We start from the raw sequence: 17,263 nt of genomic DNA, 5'->3' as shown, positions 1-17,263 counted from the left end.
GGCGGTGCGCACCTTTGCGGGCGAGCGGGTGGAGGCTTTGCTATACTCTGGACGAACCGAGTTCGAACGAACTGCGATCGGAGGAGTCGATGGGCACCGAGAACCTGCCCCGTACCATAGAGATGGTCGAACATGACGGCGGTGCGCTTGCCGCCCGCATCGTCGATCAGCGCGTCTTGCCGCGGTCGCTTGGATACCGCAACTTGACAACCTGCGGCGACATGGTCGAAGCCATCAAAACGCTGGCGCTTCGGGGGGCTCCCGCCATCGGCATCGGGGGTGCGGCGGCGCTTGCCCTGTACGCGGCAAACGAATCGACGGCGGCGGACGGCACCGCGCTTCTCAACGAGCTTGAAGACGTTGCAAAGTTCGTTGCTTCTGCCAGGCCTACGGCGGTCAACCTTTCGTGGGGCGTCAAAAGGGCGCTCGGCGTTGCGCGCTCGGCTGGTTCCCGCGGGGTCTCCGCCGCAGACGTGCTCGATGAGCTTGCCGCCGACGTGCGTGCCATGATTGCAGAAGACGAAGCAGCCAACCGAGCGATCGGAGCGCACGGGGCGGCACTGCTCGGACGGGACTGCCGCATCCTCACGCACTGCAACGCGGGAAGCCTCGCCACGGCGTTTTACGGAACAGCCCTCGGCGTGGTGTACGCTGCCTCCGAACAGGGCAAGGTGGCGATGGTGTACGCCGATGAGACACGGCCGGTTGGCCAAGGCTCGCGCTTAACCGCGTGGGAGCTCGGGCAAGCAGGGGTTCCCTGCACGCTCATCTGCGACAACATGGCGGCTTCGATCATGGCTGCAGGAAAGGTGGATGCCGTCGTCGTCGGTGCGGATCGCATCTGCGCAAACGGCGATACGGCGAACAAGATCGGCACGTACGGCCTCGCTGTGCTCGCCAAGCACCATGGCGTCCCGTTCTATATCGCCGCACCGACTTCCACCGTCGATGCAGTGCTTTCGGCGGGTTCGCAGATCCCCATCGAACAGCGCGATGCGACCGAGGTCGCCTCCTTCGTTCCCGACGGCGTCTGCGTGTTCAACCCTGCGTTCGATGTAACGCCTGCAAACCTGATAACCGCAATAGTCACCGAACGAGGCGTCTTCGAGCCGGAATCCATCACGCAGGCCCTCGGTTGATCTCGGCATCGGGGTGTTCTTCTGCTACACTTGCGAAAAACGGGCGAGACCCTTGCGTTCGACGCCGAGGAGGCACCATGCGCATCATCTATCGCGAGGACCAGGAAGAACGGGAGCACGTCGTCTTATCGGACGAGGCCGCCTATGCCGACGAGAGCGAGGGAAGGGCGCGCTCGACCGAACCCGACATCCTGAGAAACGATTACCAGCGCGACCGCGACAAGATTCTCCATACGAAGTCGTTTCGCCGCTTATCCCACAAGACGCAGGTGTTCCTTGCTGCCGAAGGCGATCATTTCCGCACCCGGCTCACCCATACGCTCGAAGTATCCCAGATCGCCCGTACGATAGCCCGCGCGCTCGGCCTCAACGAAGATCTCACCGAGGCGATCGCGCTCGGACATGATCTCGGCCACACCCCCTTTGGCCACACCGGGGAAGAGGCGCTTTCGATCTGCCTTGCGCGCCATACAGGGGTGTCTTACGAAGGCCCCGACAACCCGTTGCTTTACCATCACAACGTGCAGAGCCTGCGCGTGGTCGAGGTAATCGAGAATGGCGGCAAGGGCTTGAATCTCACGCCCGAAGTACGCGACGGCATCGTCTGCCATACGGGCGACGAGCGCGCCGAGACCCTCGAAGGCCGCATCGTGGCTACGGCCGATCGCATCGCGTATGTGAACCACGACATCGACGATGCGATTCGCGCAGGCGTTCTGCGAGAATCAGACCTTCCGGACTCAACGCATGAGGTCTTGGGCCCCGATCATTCCTCGCGTATACAGACGCTCGTGCTCGACATGGTGAAGACCTCGGCTGACCGCGACGACATCGCGATGAGCGAGCAGGTGTGGGATGCTATGAGCGAGCTGAGGTCGTTTCTGTTCGAGCGGGTGTACATGGCGCCGGTCGTCATGGCGGAAGTGCGCAAAGCCATGCACCTCATCGGCGATGTGTTCGATTACTACGTCGAGCATATCGACGAGGTGCCCGACGAGTACCGCGCCATATCAGGGGGCGATGATTTGCGCGCAGTCACCGATTACGTCGCCGGCATGACCGACCGTTACGCGAAGAGCCTCTACCAGGAGCTGTTCGTTCCGCAGTCGCTGCATCGATAGGCTGGCCGGGTTCGGCTGGAATCGGCTGGCGGTCACGGTTGCGCTGGCCTAGAGTCAAATGGTTCGGTTTCGCAGGACCTCGGCCGAATGTAAATAAGGGATTACAAAACGGCTGCATACCGTTATAATCTTGCAAGTTATGCCATCGAGAGAACATATACAGCAATCGCTTTCAGCCGCGCTTCCGATCATGCTCGGATACGTGGCGATCGGCATTCCATGCGGCATCCTCTGCGCTTCGATCGGGCTCGACGCCCTGCAGGTCTTTCTGCTTTCGGCTCTGTTCTATTCGGGTGCGGGGCAGTTCATGATTCCGAACATGTGGATTGCGGGTGCTCCTATCTCGGCTATCGTGGCATCGGTGTCGCTTGTGAACACGCGCCAGATGCTCTACAGCGCGTCGTTTGCGAAGGCGTGCGAAGGCGTGCGCAAGCGGGTGTCGTTTCTGTTCGCCGCTACGGTGACCGACGAGAGCTACGGCGTGAACATGGCAAAGTTCGAAGAGGGCGGCTGGTCGGTTGGCAGGGCCACCATGGTGAACCTGTTCTCCCAAACGTCGTGGACGCTTTCGAACGTGGTCGGCGTGTTAGTGGGATCTGCGATCGGCATCCCGCTTGCCATCGCGTCGTTTGCGATGACGTCGATATTCATCTGCCTGCTCTGCACGCAGAAAATCACGCCTGCAAACGGGATCGCAGTCGGTGTCGCCGTAGTGGGCGTGTTTTTGTGCAAGGCGGTCGGGCTTTCGGGCCCCGCCATTTTGATAGGAGCTGTCGCCGGCGTCGTGGCGGCGATGGTGTTTTCGGAGGTGAGGAAAAGGTGAGCGAGCTCATGGGCTGGCCTGAATTCCTCATCGTGTTCGCCTGCTGCGCGGGCACCATGCTCGTGTGCCGCGTGGTGCCGCTGTTTCTGCTGAAGGGCAAGGAGCTGCCTGAGCGCGTAAGCGAGGCCCTCGGGTTCATACCTCCTGCGGCGTTCGCGGCCCTCGTTGCAAACGATCTGCTCACGCCCGGCATGTTCGATGCTGGCCTTTGGCCTGCGGCCGCTCCTTTGCTTGCGGCGGCGCTCGTGGTGATCGTGGGCCTTAAGACGAAGTCGCTTCTGTGGTGCGCGATCACGGGTGTCGTTGCCTATGCGCTTCTGCTCATGATCTAGGCTGCCGCATCGCACGATATCTGCCGAGGCCCGCTCGGCTTCCGCATAGCGCGAAGGCCGCAAAAGCCCGCTCAGTCTCTGCAGTATCGCATGCCTCGCAATCCGCCTTTAAAACAGCATCGACATGTGCCCGTTCGGAGCACTGACGCGCCAGATGGCCGTCAGGTGCCATGCTGGGTCGCGTCAATATCGAGCTGCGGAGCCTCCGAAAGCCCAAAAATCGCCGCTGTGAAGGACTTCATAATTCATTACCGATACAAGAAGATTTCTTGGAAACGATAACCCCTGTTCATTGGCTCGTCGGTTTCTCAGTGTATGCGACAGCCTTCCGTTTGCGTGTCCCGTCGAGGCCTTAAAGCCCGTCGAACGCTTCACGACGGCGGTTTTTGGGCTTTGGTCGGCCTTCCGCCGCCAAATCACCATCGGCGCACGCCTGCGCCCCTTGCCGATCGCCCGCCCATCGATGGTCAAGCGGCATGGAATCCAGAGGCTGAACGGCACCATGCGTCGATATTGGTCGTCGGAGGTTGTTGCTGCTGGGAATCGCTGAAGAATCGCGACGGCACGTCGATCGGTGTTCCCTCGCATTCATCGCGTGCGGTTGAGCTCGTCCAGGAAGGCTGTCCAACCTGCTTGTCCGGTTTCATCGCGTTTGAATACGCTGGTGGTTTCGAGGATGCGTGCGAACGCACGTCCGATTTCGTCTTTGATGACAGGATGGAGTGCGCAGACGGGCTCGGGTGGTTTGGTTTCGTTGCTCGTGACGGGATGGAGCACGTCGTCTGGCTCAGGTGCTTCAGCTTGCAACGGTCGGGTTTCGGCATGGGCATGCGCGGAGAGGTCGGCGCCGGGCTTTCTGGGCACACTCGGTGAAGTCGCATGACGGCCGCTTTGCGCCAAGTCGGCGTGCCCTTTGAGAAATTCTGCGCTGCGGCGCGCGTAGATAGCGGCTGCCCACGACGCATGGGAGGCGGTGAGGGACTGATCGCGCAAGCGCGTTTCCAGCATTTCGGGGGAAAGCCCCGATCGCGCCGCTTCGATAAGTTCGCGCTGGACGGCGGGGATCTCCGTAGCCAAGCGCGGGGGTAGGATGGCGAGTCCCATGATCTCGATAAGGCCGATGTTCTCCTTCTTGAGGTGATGGAGTTCTGCGCCGGGATGAAAGATGCCCCAGGGGTGTTCTGCGTCGATTCGGTTGTTGCGCAACACGAGGTCCATGCTGTACGTCGATCCCGTCTTGCGCACGATAGGGTTGAGCGTGTTGTGCGTGACGACGATTCCTGTTTCGCCTGCGCTTGCGGATACAATGTTGCAGGCATCGCAGGAAAACCCTTGCCACGCATAGAGGACGTTCGTTGCCGCATGGGCGAGCTCGCTGCGGTTTTCCGAGCGGAGGCGCAGAACCGACGCCGGCCAGCGCACGATGCCGGCGCGCACACCGGGTGCCCCCGAAAGTGCGACTTCGCGTTCAACGGGCGCCTTCATGAGCGGAAACGTGTATCTGCCGCCTTGAAAGTGATCGTGGGAGAGGATCGAGCCGCCTACGATGGGCAGATCGGCGTTCGATCCAACGAAGTAGAACGGCAGGGCGTCGACGAAATCAAGTAAACGCTCGAAGCACGCTACGTCGATCTTCATGGGTCGGTGTTCTCTCGAAAGCGCGATGCAATGTTCGGGGAAGTAGGCGTAGGGTGAGAATTGGAGCCCCCAGCATTCGCCGCCGAGCGAGAGGGGGGCGATACGAAGGCCCGGCTTCGCAGGGTGATCGCACGTGCCGGGGAATCCTTCGTTCTCCCAGCAGAGATCGCACAGCGGCGCCACTCGTGCGGGGTGCGATTCGGGAAATGCCGTGATGGCATCGGTCTGGACACGCTTCGATCCCGTATTGCCCGACGAGTTCGAGGCGGCCTTGGCGATCGTGCGGGGGTCCTTCTCGGGCTTGGCGAGGTTAATCGTGCATTCGAGCGTTCCGTAGGCGCTTTCGCTTGTCCAGCGAAGGGCGCGTTCGACGGTTTCCGATTTCAGATAGCCGCTCGCCGTTCCCAGTGCATACAGGTAGGCGACAGCCTTTTCGGGATCGTCGTCGAACAGGCGGCGAAAGGTTGCGCGCACTTCTTCCGGTGCGGGAAGACGGTCCTCCATCATGCGAGCCTTTCCGCCCAAGCTCCGCGAGGGCTGATCGAGACGAGCGAGCAGGCTTCGTAGCCGAGCAGCCGGTCCATCGAGGCTGCGAACGAAGCGGCTTCTTCGCGGGGAACGAAGGCGAGCACGCTTCCGCCGAAGCCGCCCCCGTGAATGCGCCACGCGCCTCGCGTGCCGAGCAGGTGGGCGCAGAGCGCAAGGATGACCATGGCCGGCTGCCGAGTCTGCGACCCATCGGCATGCGGCGAGACGTTTTGCAGGAATTGGGCCGATGAGGCGCCCGAGAGGCGCGCGTATGCGAGAAACGCCTCAAAATCACCTTTCTTAAGTGCCTGTACCTGCTCAGAGGCACGGCGCGTCTCTTCGAAATAGTGAAGCGCACGCAAAACCTTGCGGTCTTTGAGCTGAGCGCGGATCTCGGGAAGCCGGCTGAGGAAGAGATCGTACGGCACGTCTTCGAGCCGTTCGCAGTCGAAGTACCGGGCCACATCGAACATGTCGGCGGGAACGGCTGCGTACTCGTCGGTGTACGCGGAATGATCGCAGCGGCTATCGATGAGGCAGATCGAGTAGGCGCACGCATCCGCATCGAAGGCGATGGGTTCGACGTGCGCTACCGCGTCCGAGAAGTCGAGCGCGACAATGCCGCCATACGCGGAAGACAGCTGGTCCTGAGCGCCGCACGGCTTGCCGAAGTACGTGCGTTCTGCCCATACGCCTTCAAGTGCGATGGCGGTCAGATCAGGTGGTTCGGTTTCGGCAGCAGGATCGAACAGGGCGCGGATGGCGGTGCCGAGAAGCACTTCGAATGCGGCTGACGACGAAACGCCCGATCCGACGGGAACGGCTGAGCGGGTTACCATGTCGAAGCCCGAGAGTGCGCAGCCCGAGCGCACAAAGGCCGCCGCCATGCCGCGCACGAGCGCCCGTGATGTCCCGCGCTCGCGCTCGCGCGCCTCGAGATCGGTTGTGCTAAAGCGTGCTTCGCCGAACCCTTCCATACTGACACGGATCTCGTCAGTGCCGTTGGGCCTGGCAAGAGCCCAGGCGCGTTTTTCTATGGCGGCGGCGATGGTGCGCCCGCCTTGGTGGTCGGTGTGGTTGCCCGCGAGCTCGACGCGTCCGGGAGCCGAGGCGAGCACGAATGGCTCGAAAGCGCGTGCCTCGCACGATGCGTTGCCGAAGCGCGCCTCGAAACGCTCGCGAAGTACGAGCGCCGCTTCCTCGCGCACGCGCATTGCGTCCGAAGCAGCGCGGCCCGGAACGTGCGCTTCTTTCATCGCTTCTTTTCCTGCGGCGTCAGTCACGGTGGATCGCCCCCGCGAGCTTGCTGATGCGTCGATCGTAGGTGAGAATCCCGTTCGTCTCCTCTTCGACGTCGGAGAGCTGGGTGTACACGAAGCCGGCGAGCCCTTTTTCTTCGAGCGCGTCCGCCTCGGCGAGTGCAGACCGCACGGCGTCTTCGAACGCTTCCGCATCCGCAAAGCTCCCATAGCCGTACGAGGTGGCGAGCGAGCTGTGGTCCGGCACGTGAAACGAGAGGCCCCCGAACTCGGAGATGACGAACGCGCGGTGCGGGCGGGCGGGATCCTCGTACACGTCAAGGGGGCGGAAATAGTTGTGCACGCTCAGGAAATCGCCGCAGGACTGGTCGTACCAGCCGCTGACCGCATCGATCGGCCGGGTCGGGTCGAGGCGGCGAACCATCTCGGTCGCCGCTCGCGCATCGAACTGCCCCCATGCTTCGTTGAAGAGCACCCACGTGACGATGGAGGGATGGTTTTTGAGGTAGGAGACGGTTTCTGCACACGTTTCGGTCCATTCGGCGCGGTACATCGCGTTTTCCGCCGAGTAGCGGCGATGGTGCTTCGGCGTATCGTCGGCGCATCTTGTCCACGAACTTCGAAAGAACGTCGGCTTGTAGCTCGAATGCCACACGCTTAAGGGCGAGCCACCCGAAACCATGTCCTGCCACACGAGCATCCCGAGCCGGTCGCAGTGATAGTACCAGCGGTCGCACTCGATCTTGATGTGCTTGCGCAGCATGGTGAAGCCGAGCTCCTTGCACGTCTCGATGTCGAAAACAAGCGCGTCGTCTGCGGGGGCGGTGAGCAGTCCATCGGGCCAGTACCCCTGATCGAGCACGCCTCTGAGGAAGTGCGGCTCGTGGTTGACGCACAGGCGCATGATTCCGTGTTCGTCCGGCTCCATGGTGACGGTGCGAAACGCGCAGTAGCTCGAAACGCGGTCCGCGCCGTACGAGAGCTCGAGGCGGTACAGGTGCGGGTCTTCGGGACTCCACAGGTGCGGATCGGATACGGAAAGCGAAAGCGAGCAGGTGCGTGTCGGGCTCGAAAACGCCGCTGCGCGACCGTCGTCTGCGGCATCGAGTCCGTTCGCATCATTGGTGCCGTCTGCGGTGTCGATGATACTCGCGCTCGAATCGGCGGTCGCGCATCCGATCTCGTCGTCTCCGTCGAACAGCCGCACAGTGGGCGAGAGCGGCGCCGCATCGGCATCGCCTTGCGCAGCGCCGTCTGTTACTTCTACGGCGAGGCTGAGCGTGCCCGTATCGGCTTGCGCGTCGATCGCAAGCGATTCGATGCGGCGTGTCGGCACCGTTTCGAGCCACACGGTCTGCCATATGCCGCTTTGCGCGGTGTACCATATGCCGCCGCGTTCGAGCTTCTGCTTGCCGCGCAGCTGAACGCCCGTATCGCTCGGATCGAATACGCACACGGCAAGCTCGTTGTCTGCGCCGTCTGACGCAAGCGCATCGGTGACGTCGAAGCGAAACGGCAGGTATCCGCCGACATGGGTGCCCACGCACGTGCCGTTCACGTAGCAGGCGCAGGCGTAGTCGACCGCTTCGAAGTGGAGCATGCAGCGGTTGTCGGGTGTCGCACTCAGCTCGGGCGGTGCTGGGAAAAACCGCCGGTACCACATGAACTCGTGCGGTTTGAGCTGCCTGTTCACGCTGGAAAGCGGCGCTTCGGGAGAAAAGGGCACGCGGATGCGCCCTTCGAAGGTGAGGGGCACGGGCGCGCATCGCCATGCGTTCGCCGCATCGTCCGAAGCTTCGATGCGGTAATCCCACCAGCCGTCGAGCGCATGAAAGCTCGCCCGCTCGAACTGCGGATGCGGGTGGTGCGCAGAGGTGCCGAGCGTGCGCCGGGCGGCGGTCGATGAGGGTTCTCCCGCGTGCGTGGATGCATCGGCTAGGCGTTCGTCCTTATGCTGTTGACGCGGTTTGCCCGATGCGGCATCATCCGAACCGCCGTCTTCCGCAACGCGCTTCCCCCATACAGTGTAAAGCGGCTTGAGCTGAATCTGCTCATTTTTCCTTGGAGCGCTCGCGATAACGCGTTTGATGTCAAGCATGCAGCCCCGCCCCCTATTCGGCTTTCGAGCGTATACGGCGGATGACAATCAGAACAACAAACGTCAGAAGCGCGACGGCCGCTCCGCCCAAAAACACGAGTGAGGAGGGCGTGAACCCGTCTCCGACGACGCCGAAGCCGAGCGTGCCCGACGACGCGCTCAGCGCCGACCCGATCCACGGGCCGATGAGCATGGGTATGAGCACGACCATGAAGATGCGCACGCCCTGGAATAAGCCCACGTAACCGCTCGGCGTATTGTTGCGCACCTCCGCGCCGAAACATGCGACGGCCCCTAAGTACCCGCAGAGCATAAGCGCTGAACCCGCGAACACGAAGACGGCGTCGGTGAACAGCGTGAGCACGATGCAGCCGGCAACGAATAAGACGAGCGGAAAGACGACGGAGCGAATGAACCCGCGTCTGTCGACCCGCTTGCCGTAGAAGATGGTGAAGAGGGCTGCGATGATGATGCCCGGAGCCATGATGAACACGTAGCTTTCGCCGAGAATATAGGGAAGACGCAGGTAGAGCACGTAATAAGGCATGAACACCTGCAGGGCGGTCGCGAATACCAAGTATGCGAGCAGTACGAGGTAGAGCATGCGGTTATCGCGGAGCGAGCGAGGCCGAAAGCCGTAAAACACGCTTTTGAGATACCCTCCCGTTTCTTTGCGTTCGGGAGAAGAGTCGTCCATAAGCACGAGTACGAGGATGCCGAGCGCGATGACCGAGCAGCCGATAATGATGAAGAAAAGCGGGTAGTCGTAGGTGACCGTGCCGTCGGGCCGCACGATCATGAGAAACATCGCACCGCCGAACACCGCGAGCATCGCAAGAAGCGGCATGGCGGAGTTCACGCCTTCTACCTTGCCGCGGTTCTTCTCGGTGGTGATGTCGGTCACCCAGGCATTGAAACACGAATCGTTCGCGAGGCTGCCGAAAAACGTCATGACGCAGTCGAACACGATGGTGAGCGTGACGCCGAACGCCATGGCGGCGGCTGTGGTGCCGGCGAGTGCAAGCGAGATGGTCTGCAGATACGCGAACACGATGATGGAGGCGCCCCAGAGGATGGTGCCTACGCCGATAAACACCTTGCGCCTGCCCACCCGGTCGGACCACGCGCCCACGAGCAGCGTCGTCGCAGTTGCGGTGAGCGCGGATGCCGACACCATGAGCGCCACATCGGCGAGAGAGGCATTGAACACGTCTTGAATGAACAGGTTGAAAAAGTTGTTCTCGAGTGCCCACGCCACCTGGCCTACGAACGAGAGCAACACGATGAGCAGCCAGGATTTCTTAGTCAAAGGGCGGGCGGACGTCATAGGTGCCATGGGCGCTTCCGTTTCTCTTGAAGAAACAATCTGCGTCCATGCTACTAGATAATGCGCTGTCGCGCAGTGCTCAAGCTCGTTTTCTGCATCGGACGTTCATGTGCGGGCGGTATAGCTGCACGCATTCACCAAATGCCCGCAGATAGGTACTTGCGCCTGATCGGGTGTGGCGTTATACTAACTGATCGTGTCTTTATGGAAGCACCATACCGTTGCGTATGTTTAAGAAGTATGATGAGTATATAGAAGGAATCGAACATGGACATCATTCGCGCTATCGAACAACAGCAGATCAAGCAGGACGTTCCTGACTTCAACGTGGGCGACAACGTGAAGGTCCACTACCGCATCACCGAGGGCAACCGCGAGCGTATTCAGGTGTTCCAGGGCGATGTGATCCGCCGCCACGGCGCCTCGAGCCGCGAGACGTTCACGGTTCGCAAGATCAGCTTCTCCGTCGGCGTCGAGCGTACCTTCCCGGTCCATTCGCCGAAGATCGAGAAGATCGAGGTCATGCGCAAGGGCGATGTCAACCGTGCGAAGCTCTACTACCTGCGCAAGAAGGTTGGCAAGGCCGCGAAAATCAAGGAGAAGTCCTTCAACTAAGCGCGAAGCGCTCCTGTAAACCAAAGACCCCGCAAGGGGTCTTTTTCTGTGCGGATAGACCTCTGCGACAAGGCGGCGATCGCGCAGATGCAAGACGAACGGGTGCGCATCCGATATACTGGTGCCCATGAGCCAAACCGTAGCCGACATACGCAGCCGCCTGCAGCAGGCCGATGCCGCCGAGTTCGCCGTACTGGAGCGCTCGCTCGTTGCCGATACGCGCAAGGGCATCGCGAGTGCGCTCGAATCGGCCCGTCATCGGCTTGAAGCGGAGGCGCTTGAAGAGCAGCGCATCGCAAGCCTCTACGCGTTGCAGCACGAGCTTGCCGAAGGCGGGTTGGCCGTCGGCCTCGACGAGGTCGGCAGGGGACCGGTAGCCGGTCCTTTGACGGTAGGGGCGGTCGTTCTCCCGGGCGAGCCCCGCATTCCCGGTCTGAACGATTCGAAACAGCTTACGCCCGAGCGGCGAGAAGAGCTTTCCATTCGCATAAAGGAAGTGGCAATCGCCTGGACGATCCAACACGTCCAACCTGACGAACTCGATGCCGTCGGCATGACGGCGTCGCTTCGGTTCGTTTTCCACAAAGCCGTCATGGAAATAGAAGCTCAGGGAATACGGCCCGATGCGATCCTTCTTGACGGAAACCCCTTGCGCATCGACCCGCGTGAGCGAAGCGTGGTGAAGGGCGATGCGAAATGCGCCTCCATCGCCGCCGCGTCGATCGTTGCGAAAGTCGAACGCGACCGCATCATGTGCCTGTATGCCGAGCAGTATCCCGCATACTGCTTCGACGCGAACAAGGGATATGCGAGCAAAGAGCACATCGAGGCGATCAAGAACCAGGGGCTGTGCCCTATTCACCGTACGACCTTTTGCACGGCGTTCGTGCAAGAAACCCTCTTTTAAACCGCACGCAAACCGCACGCGCGCATCCCTTGATGTGCGTCACGTTGTTTTTCCGTGAATACCTTGGGTGCATATCGCATCATATGCGATTCCCCCGCGTGTGAGCTTCCTGCCAGCTTTCGCTCCTTTCGCGAGCACCCCCGTGCAAGCAGCGCGCGGTAGCATGGCCTCCCACGGAAAGGAGCCATGATGGATGCAACAGCAACGCAGGAAAGGCCGCAGGCGGAAGCGCCGGCCGAATGCCACAACCGGGAACTTGGAAGAAGGGGTGAAGAAGCAGCGGCGCGGTATCTTGAGCGGAAAGGGTTCGAGATACTCGAGCGCAACTGGGAATGTGCGGCCGGGGAGGCGGACATCATAGCCTTCGACGAGGACGTGCTTGTCTTCGTCGAGGTGAAAACGCGTTCGAACGCCGATAAAGGGCTTCCCGAGGAGGCGGTGGATAAGAAAAAACGCGAGCGGTACGAGAGGATCGCAGCGGCTTTCCTCGCAACCTTCGACACCGTCGACATCGCCGTCAGGTTCGATGTGGTGTCGATCCTCGTCATCGGCGGCGAGCGGGCGTTGCTGCGCCATCATCATAACGCCTTCTCGGCCGACGAGTGAGCGGAAGCTGCGTCATGCAAGCGCAGTGCAGCGTGCAAGGTGCGACGATACGCGGCGTCGAGGCCGTTCCCGTTTCGGTGGAAGTATCCGTGGGAACCGGCATGCCGGGGTTCTCGATCGTCGGCATGCCCGATGCCGCAATCCAGGAAGCCCGCGAGCGCGTGCGGGCGGCGGTGAAGGCGTGCGGTTTTCGCATGCCGGCCGACAAGGTGGTCGTGAATCTGGCACCGGGTTCGCTCAAGAAATCGGGTTCGGGATTCGATCTGCCGATTGCGCTCGGAATCCTTGCGGCCACGCGACAGATAGACGCTTCGCTCATCGAGGGTTCCCTCTGTGTCGGCGAACTGTCGCTTGAGGGCGAGCTGCGCGCAGTCAAGGGCATGCTCGCCTTCGAGCTCTGTGCTCGAAACCAGGGCCTATCGCTTGTATGCGCGCAGCCTGAAGATGGGCTGATCGAACTCGAGGGGCTCGTATGCAGGACCGCTGCAAGCCTTTCGTCGTTTCGCCGCGGCAGCTTCGGTGTACCGGTCACGCAGGTTCGCCACGACACGGCTGCGGTGCTCGATTTCTCGGACGTATCGGGGCACGAGGCGGCGAAGCGCGCCTTGCAGGTGGCAGCCGCTGGCGGCCACGGGGTTCTCATGATGGGCCCGCCAGGTTCGGGAAAAACCATGCTCGCATCGAGGCTTCCTTCGATTTTGCCACCGCTCACGGAATCTGAGAAAGTGGAAACGGCGCTGGTGCATTCGGTTGCTGGGGAGGACATAGGCCCCATTCTTGCGGGGAAACGGCCGTTCAGAAAGCCCCATCACTCGGCGAGCATGGCGGGCCTTGTGGGCGGTGGAACACCTCCGAGACCCGGCGAAATATCGCTTGCGACGGGAGGCGTGCTCTTCCTTGACGAGTTCCCGGAATTCAAGCCATCGGTGCTACAGGCGATTCGGCAGCCGATCGAATCGGGTAGGATCGCAGTTACGAGGGCCGAAGGCAGCGTGGTGTTCCCAGCGCGGTTTATGCTCGTTGCCGCCTCCAATCCCTGCCCGTGCGGGTATTTCGGGGATACGGGCGAGCGGTGCTCGTGTACGGCGGCGCAGATACGCACCTACCAGGGCAGGATCGGCGGGCCGCTCATGGATCGCATCGACATCCATATCGATGTTTGGAGGGCGTCTTTCGACATGGTGCTCGGCGGCGGAGCCGGCACGGCTTCGGAGGTGCTCAGGAAGGGTGTCATGGAGGCACGGGAATTCGCCTCGTGGCGCAAAGAGCAGAACCGCGGAATGCCGGCCGAGCGTTCGATCATCGCTGCGTGCTCGCTTGAGGAAGACGATGAGGAATTCCTCAAAGACATGGCTGCACTGCATCGGATGAGCGGAAGGGGTATCGTCAAGACGCTTTCCATCGCAAGGACGATCGCCGATATGGACGGACGGGAAAAAGTAGGAAGGGCGCAGGTGTGCGAAGCGCTCGGGTTGCGCTTGCGCGACGGAATAGGCGCGGTATAGAAAGGATCGGCCATGCAACAGAACAAGGAATTCGTACGCTACAGCGGCCCCCGTCTGCGGGGGCCGAGAACCGAACTCGTCTGCGGGCAGGAAGGCTTTCCCGAAGCCCTGTGCACGATCGCCGATCCGCCCGAGAGGCTCTATGTCATCGGGGACATCGGAGCGCTTGGGGAGGGCATCGCCATCGTGGGTGCGCGCAACGCGACGCCTTACGGCATTTCGTGCGCAAAGCGGTTCGCGAGGCTTGCGGCGATACACGGCATTCCGGTTGTCTCGGGGGGAGCGCGCGGGTGCGATGCAGCTGCGCACCGGGCGGCGCTTGAGGCGAACGGCACGACGGTGGCGTTTCTCGGCGGCGGGTGCGACGAGCTCTACCCTGCCTCCCATTTCGGCTTATTCCAGGAGATCGTCGATTCGCACGGTGCGGTCGTATCGGAGCAAGGATGGTCGTTTCCGCCGATGAAGCATACGTTTCGGGCGAGAAACCGCCTCATTGCCGGACTGGCGAAGGCAACGCTTATCGTGGAGGCGGGTTTGCCGTCGGGTACGTTTTCCACTGCCGACGAGGCGCTTGCCGCAAACAGGGAGGTGCTTGTGGTGCCGGGGTCGATCGCCTCGAAATCGTCGCGGGGTTCCAACCGTCTTCTGTTCCAGGGCGCGACGCCCATCATCGACGACGAGACGTTCGAGAGCGTGCTCGATGCGCTGTTTGGGCAGCAGGCGTTGCCGGGGTTCGAGCAGGCGGGGGCCGAAAGCGTGCCGCACCCGCCGTGCAAAGACGCCGCATATGCTCCGGAGACTGTGGGCGAGGGCGATGCGATACTCGACGCGATTTGCGCGAATCCGATGAGCATCGAGGATATGCTCGGCTTCGTCGAAGCGGGCGGATTGCACGACGAGTTTCGGATCGAGGGCAATGCGATCACGTTTCTGATGATCCGCCTCGCCGAACTCCAGCGCTCGGGGCGCGTCGTGCGCTATCCCGATGGACGATACGGACCCGTCGTGGTGTGATCGGGCGACATTTGGTACCATCGACGTATGGAAAAACACGTAGACATAGTGGGAGCCGGCCTTGCCGGCAGCGAAGCGGCGCTCCAGCTCGCCGATCGCGGCGTAGCCGTGCGTTTGATCGAGATGAGGCCTGTGCGGGGCACAGCCGTCCATACGACCGGGGCATGCGCCGAACTCGTGTGCTCGAATTCGCTTAAAAGCGAGAACCCCGACAGCGCAGCGGGTATGCTCAAAGCAGAGCTCAAGGCGCTCGGATCGCAGCTTATAGAAACGGCCGATCAGACGAGGGTTGCCGCGGGGGGAGCGCTCGCGGTCGATCGCGAGGCGTTTGCGCGCGCGGTGACCGATCGGATCGAGCGTCATCCGAGCATCGAACTGGTCAGAGAGGAGGCTGTCAGCGTTCCCGACGGCGCCGATGCGACGATTCTCGCAAGCGGGCCCCTCACGTCGGACGCGTTGGCGTGCGCCATCGAGGCGCTCACGGGAAGCGGACACCTCTCGTTCTACGATGCCGCAGCGCCCATCGTTATGGCCGATTCCCTCGCCATGAACCGCTTGTTCAGCCAAAGCCGCTACGAGGAGGGAAGCGGCGACTACCTCAATGCTCCGTTCACAAAGGAAGAATACGAAGCGTTCATAGCCGAGCTTGTCGCAGCCGAGCGCATCGTCATGAAGGATTTCGAGACGAAAGATCTTTTTCAAGCGTGCCAGCCGATCGAGGAGATCGCCCGCAAAGGCGCGGATGCGCCGCGCTACGGAGCGCTGAAGCCCGTGGGCCTTACCGACCCGGCAACGGGCAGGCGCCCGTGGGCCGCGCTGCAGCTGCGGGCAGAGGACGCTCATGCGATGAGCTACAACCTCGTCGGCTTCCAGACGAACTTGACATTTTCAGAGCAGAAGCGGGTGTTTCGCATGATACCGGGCTTGGAGCATGCCGAGTTCGCGCGCTTCGGGGTAATGCACCGCAACACGTTCATCGACGCCCCGCGTTTGCTGGGACGCGATCTGAGGCTTTTGCGAACGGAAGACGGCCGTAAGAACCCGGTGTTCGTTGCGGGTCAGCTCGCGGGAACCGAAGGGTACTGCGAGGCTATCATGTCGGGACTGCACGCAGCCCTCTGCACGTACGCGGCGCTTCACGGCGAAGAGGCGCCCGTAATGCCACGTCTCACCGCCTTCGGAGCGCTCATGGCTTACGCAAGCGATCCTGCGGTGGTCGACTACCAGCCGATGCATGTGAATTTCGGCATCATGGAGCCTTTGGACGAGCGGGTCAAGAACAAGCGTCTGCGCTATGCCGCCTACGCTGCGCGCGGCAAGGCTGCGCTCGATGACTATTGCGAATGCCTGAGCGCTCGGGGGTTGCTCGGATCGGGGTGCGTCCATGGGTGAGCCTGGCGGCACGCGCGCTTCTGCGCTTGCCGAACAGTACCTCGAAACGCTTCGGGTAGAGCGCGGCATGTCGCCCCATACGCTGCGCGCGTACCGCATCGACATCTTCGATTTCCTTCGCTGGGCCGACCGCCATGAGGTGGATGCCCTTGCGCTTACGTATCGGCAGCTCAGACTCTATTTGGGCGAACTCGACCGCGCACAGTACTCGCGGACCACCATCAACCGCAAACTGAGCTCGTTGCGCGGCTATTTCGGATGGATGTGCGCAGAGGGCGCGATCGAGGAAGACCCTGGAGCCGTTTTACAGGGGCCCAAGCAGCCGAAGAGCCTGCCGCATACCGTGAAGCCTGCCGACATGGCGAAGATACTCACCGTTCACAGCGCCAGGGATTTGTCGGGAAACGAACGCGATCAGACGCCGTCCGATATGCGGGATCAGGCACTGCTCGAACTGCTCTACGCGTGCGGTGCCCGTATATCGGAGGCGTCCGATCTGAAGCTATCGGGGGTTGATCTCGAAAACGCGCACGTGAGGCTTTTCGGCAAAGGCTCCAAGGAGCGCATCGTGCCGATTCACGAGTTGGCCGCCTCATCGATGGCGCGCTATCTCCATTTCGGTCGGCCCAAGCTGCTCGAGGGCAGGGCATGCGAATACTTTTTCGTATCGACGCGCGGCAACAAGATGAGTACCGACGCCATGCGCAAGATGTTCAAGGCGACCCTGCGCGCTGCGGGCGTCGATGAAACGCTTTCGCCCCACGATATGCGCCACACGTTTGCCACCGACCTGCTCGGAGGCGGCGCAGACTTGCGAAGCGTGCAGGAAATGCTCGGTCACGCGCGGCTTTCGACCACGCAAATCTACACCCACCTTACGCCGGATAGGCTCAAAGAAGTGCACAGCCAGGCGCATCCCCGCAGCGGACGGTAGAGCTCCGTCGCGATACGAGCCGCTC

At 61.8% G+C, this 17,263-nt stretch carries 15 protein-coding genes; 11 read left to right on the top strand and 4 right to left on the bottom strand.

Annotation, left to right across the window (positions count from 1 at the left end; all coding sequences use genetic code 11):
- Positions 1 to 89 precede the first annotated feature (89 nt).
- The 4 genes from mtnA to FJE54_RS12750 all read left to right on the top strand — a co-directional run bounded on the left by mtnA (position 90) and on the right by FJE54_RS12750 (position 3,415).
- The gene (gene mtnA, locus FJE54_RS12765; RefSeq protein ID WP_139653195.1) at positions 90 to 1,139 is read left to right on the top strand and encodes an S-methyl-5-thioribose-1-phosphate isomerase; all 1,050 of its coding nucleotides are present in this window, start codon (positions 90 to 92) and stop codon (positions 1,137 to 1,139) included.
- Between the two features lie 77 nt (positions 1,140 to 1,216).
- A complete protein-coding gene (locus tag FJE54_RS12760; protein ID WP_139653194.1) occupies positions 1,217 to 2,260 on the top strand; it encodes a deoxyguanosinetriphosphate triphosphohydrolase in 1,044 nt (347 codons plus the stop codon).
- A 139-nt stretch (positions 2,261 to 2,399) separates the two neighbouring features.
- Positions 2,400 to 3,083: an AzlC family ABC transporter permease gene (locus FJE54_RS12755; protein WP_139653193.1), complete on the top strand. Its 684-nt coding sequence runs from the start codon at positions 2,400 to 2,402 to the stop codon at positions 3,081 to 3,083.
- A gap of 8 nt (positions 3,084 to 3,091) precedes the next feature.
- Positions 3,092 to 3,415, top strand: a complete 324-nt coding sequence (locus tag FJE54_RS12750) for an AzlD domain-containing protein (protein ID WP_139653816.1) — start codon at positions 3,092 to 3,094, stop codon at positions 3,413 to 3,415.
- 588 nt (positions 3,416 to 4,003) lie between these two features.
- On the opposite strand, the gene FJE54_RS12745 is transcribed toward FJE54_RS12750, so the two are convergent.
- Genes FJE54_RS12745 through FJE54_RS12730 form a run of 4 tightly spaced genes read right to left on the bottom strand, consistent with a single transcriptional unit; the run spans position 4,004 to position 10,274 of the window.
- Positions 4,004 to 5,560: a UDP-glucose--hexose-1-phosphate uridylyltransferase gene (locus FJE54_RS12745; RefSeq protein WP_255467426.1), complete on the bottom strand. Its 1,557-nt coding sequence runs from the start codon at positions 5,558 to 5,560 to the stop codon at positions 4,004 to 4,006.
- The gene (locus tag FJE54_RS12740) at positions 5,557 to 6,837 is read right to left on the bottom strand and encodes a galactokinase (RefSeq protein WP_139653192.1); all 1,281 of its coding nucleotides are present in this window, start codon (positions 6,835 to 6,837) and stop codon (positions 5,557 to 5,559) included. Before FJE54_RS12740 ends, FJE54_RS12745 begins: the two co-directional genes overlap by 4 nt.
- A 19-nt stretch (positions 6,838 to 6,856) precedes the next feature.
- On the bottom strand, positions 6,857 to 8,938 hold the full coding sequence (locus FJE54_RS12735) for a glycoside hydrolase family 2 protein (protein WP_139653191.1): 2,082 nt from the start codon (positions 8,936 to 8,938) through the stop codon (positions 6,857 to 6,859).
- Positions 8,939 to 8,951: 13 nt separating this feature from the next.
- The gene (locus FJE54_RS12730; RefSeq protein WP_139653190.1) at positions 8,952 to 10,274 is read right to left on the bottom strand and encodes an MFS transporter; all 1,323 of its coding nucleotides are present in this window, start codon (positions 10,272 to 10,274) and stop codon (positions 8,952 to 8,954) included.
- 258 nt (positions 10,275 to 10,532) lie between these two features.
- Between FJE54_RS12730 and rplS the strand changes: the two genes are divergently transcribed.
- The 7 genes from rplS (at position 10,533) to FJE54_RS12695 (ending at position 17,238) form a co-directional block, all read left to right on the top strand.
- Positions 10,533 to 10,880, top strand: coding sequence for a 50S ribosomal protein L19 (gene rplS / locus FJE54_RS12725; RefSeq protein ID WP_139653189.1), 348 nt, complete (start codon positions 10,533 to 10,535; stop codon positions 10,878 to 10,880).
- 127 nt (positions 10,881 to 11,007) lie between these two features.
- Complete coding sequence (gene rnhB, locus FJE54_RS12720; RefSeq protein WP_139653188.1) at positions 11,008 to 11,787, top strand: ribonuclease HII; 780 nt, start codon at positions 11,008 to 11,010, stop codon at positions 11,785 to 11,787.
- 189 nt (positions 11,788 to 11,976) lie between these two features.
- Positions 11,977 to 12,393 carry a YraN family protein gene (locus tag FJE54_RS12715; RefSeq protein WP_255467424.1) on the top strand — a complete coding sequence of 139 codons (417 nt, stop codon included), beginning with the start codon at positions 11,977 to 11,979 and terminating at the stop codon, positions 12,391 to 12,393.
- Positions 12,394 to 12,407: 14 nt separating this feature from the next.
- Positions 12,408 to 13,898: a YifB family Mg chelatase-like AAA ATPase gene (locus FJE54_RS12710; RefSeq protein ID WP_139653185.1), complete on the top strand. Its 1,491-nt coding sequence runs from the start codon at positions 12,408 to 12,410 to the stop codon at positions 13,896 to 13,898.
- 12 nt (positions 13,899 to 13,910) lie between these two features.
- Entirely contained in the window at positions 13,911 to 14,912 is a 1,002-nt protein-coding gene (dprA, locus tag FJE54_RS12705) for a DNA-processing protein DprA (RefSeq protein ID WP_139653183.1), read from the top strand.
- A 27-nt stretch (positions 14,913 to 14,939) separates the two neighbouring features.
- Positions 14,940 to 16,304 carry a methylenetetrahydrofolate--tRNA-(uracil(54)-C(5))-methyltransferase (FADH(2)-oxidizing) TrmFO gene (gene trmFO / locus FJE54_RS12700; RefSeq protein WP_139653182.1) on the top strand — a complete coding sequence of 455 codons (1,365 nt, stop codon included), beginning with the start codon at positions 14,940 to 14,942 and terminating at the stop codon, positions 16,302 to 16,304.
- Positions 16,297 to 17,238 (top strand): tyrosine recombinase, encoded by a 942-nt coding sequence (locus FJE54_RS12695; RefSeq protein ID WP_139653180.1) that lies wholly within the window; start codon positions 16,297 to 16,299, stop codon positions 17,236 to 17,238. Before trmFO ends, FJE54_RS12695 begins: the two co-directional genes overlap by 8 nt.
- Positions 17,239 to 17,263 lie beyond the last annotated feature (25 nt).

It is taken from the genome of Raoultibacter phocaeensis, assembly GCF_901411515.1.
Taxonomy (GTDB): domain Bacteria; phylum Actinomycetota; class Coriobacteriia; order Coriobacteriales; family Eggerthellaceae; genus Raoultibacter; species Raoultibacter phocaeensis.
The sequence above is the reverse complement of the archived record's forward strand: the minus strand, read 5'-3'. Positions and strand labels throughout refer to the sequence as shown.

Coding starts and splice junctions, on each gene's coding strand:
- FJE54_RS12745 (WP_255467426.1), bottom strand. CDS start 5,560: ATGATGGAGGACCGTCTTCCCGCACCGGAAGAAGTGCGCGCAACCTTT.
- rnhB (WP_139653188.1), top strand. CDS start 11,008: ATGAGCCAAACCGTAGCCGACATACGCAGCCGCCTGCAGCAGGCCGAT.
- FJE54_RS12715 (WP_255467424.1), top strand. CDS start 11,977: ATGGATGCAACAGCAACGCAGGAAAGGCCGCAGGCGGAAGCGCCGGCC.
- trmFO (WP_139653182.1), top strand. CDS start 14,940: ATGGAAAAACACGTAGACATAGTGGGAGCCGGCCTTGCCGGCAGCGAA.
- FJE54_RS12755 (WP_139653193.1), top strand. CDS start 2,400: ATGCCATCGAGAGAACATATACAGCAATCGCTTTCAGCCGCGCTTCCG.
- FJE54_RS12735 (WP_139653191.1), bottom strand. CDS start 8,938: ATGCTTGACATCAAACGCGTTATCGCGAGCGCTCCAAGGAAAAATGAG.
- FJE54_RS12730 (WP_139653190.1), bottom strand. CDS start 10,274: ATGGCACCTATGACGTCCGCCCGCCCTTTGACTAAGAAATCCTGGCTG.
- rplS (WP_139653189.1), top strand. CDS start 10,533: ATGGACATCATTCGCGCTATCGAACAACAGCAGATCAAGCAGGACGTT.
- FJE54_RS12750 (WP_139653816.1), top strand. CDS start 3,092: ATGGGCTGGCCTGAATTCCTCATCGTGTTCGCCTGCTGCGCGGGCACC.
- mtnA (WP_139653195.1), top strand. CDS start 90: ATGGGCACCGAGAACCTGCCCCGTACCATAGAGATGGTCGAACATGAC.
- FJE54_RS12740 (WP_139653192.1), bottom strand. CDS start 6,837: ATGAAAGAAGCGCACGTTCCGGGCCGCGCTGCTTCGGACGCAATGCGC.
- FJE54_RS12710 (WP_139653185.1), top strand. CDS start 12,408: ATGCAAGCGCAGTGCAGCGTGCAAGGTGCGACGATACGCGGCGTCGAG.
- dprA (WP_139653183.1), top strand. CDS start 13,911: ATGCAACAGAACAAGGAATTCGTACGCTACAGCGGCCCCCGTCTGCGG.
- FJE54_RS12760 (WP_139653194.1), top strand. CDS start 1,217: ATGCGCATCATCTATCGCGAGGACCAGGAAGAACGGGAGCACGTCGTC.
- FJE54_RS12695 (WP_139653180.1), top strand. CDS start 16,297: ATGGGTGAGCCTGGCGGCACGCGCGCTTCTGCGCTTGCCGAACAGTAC.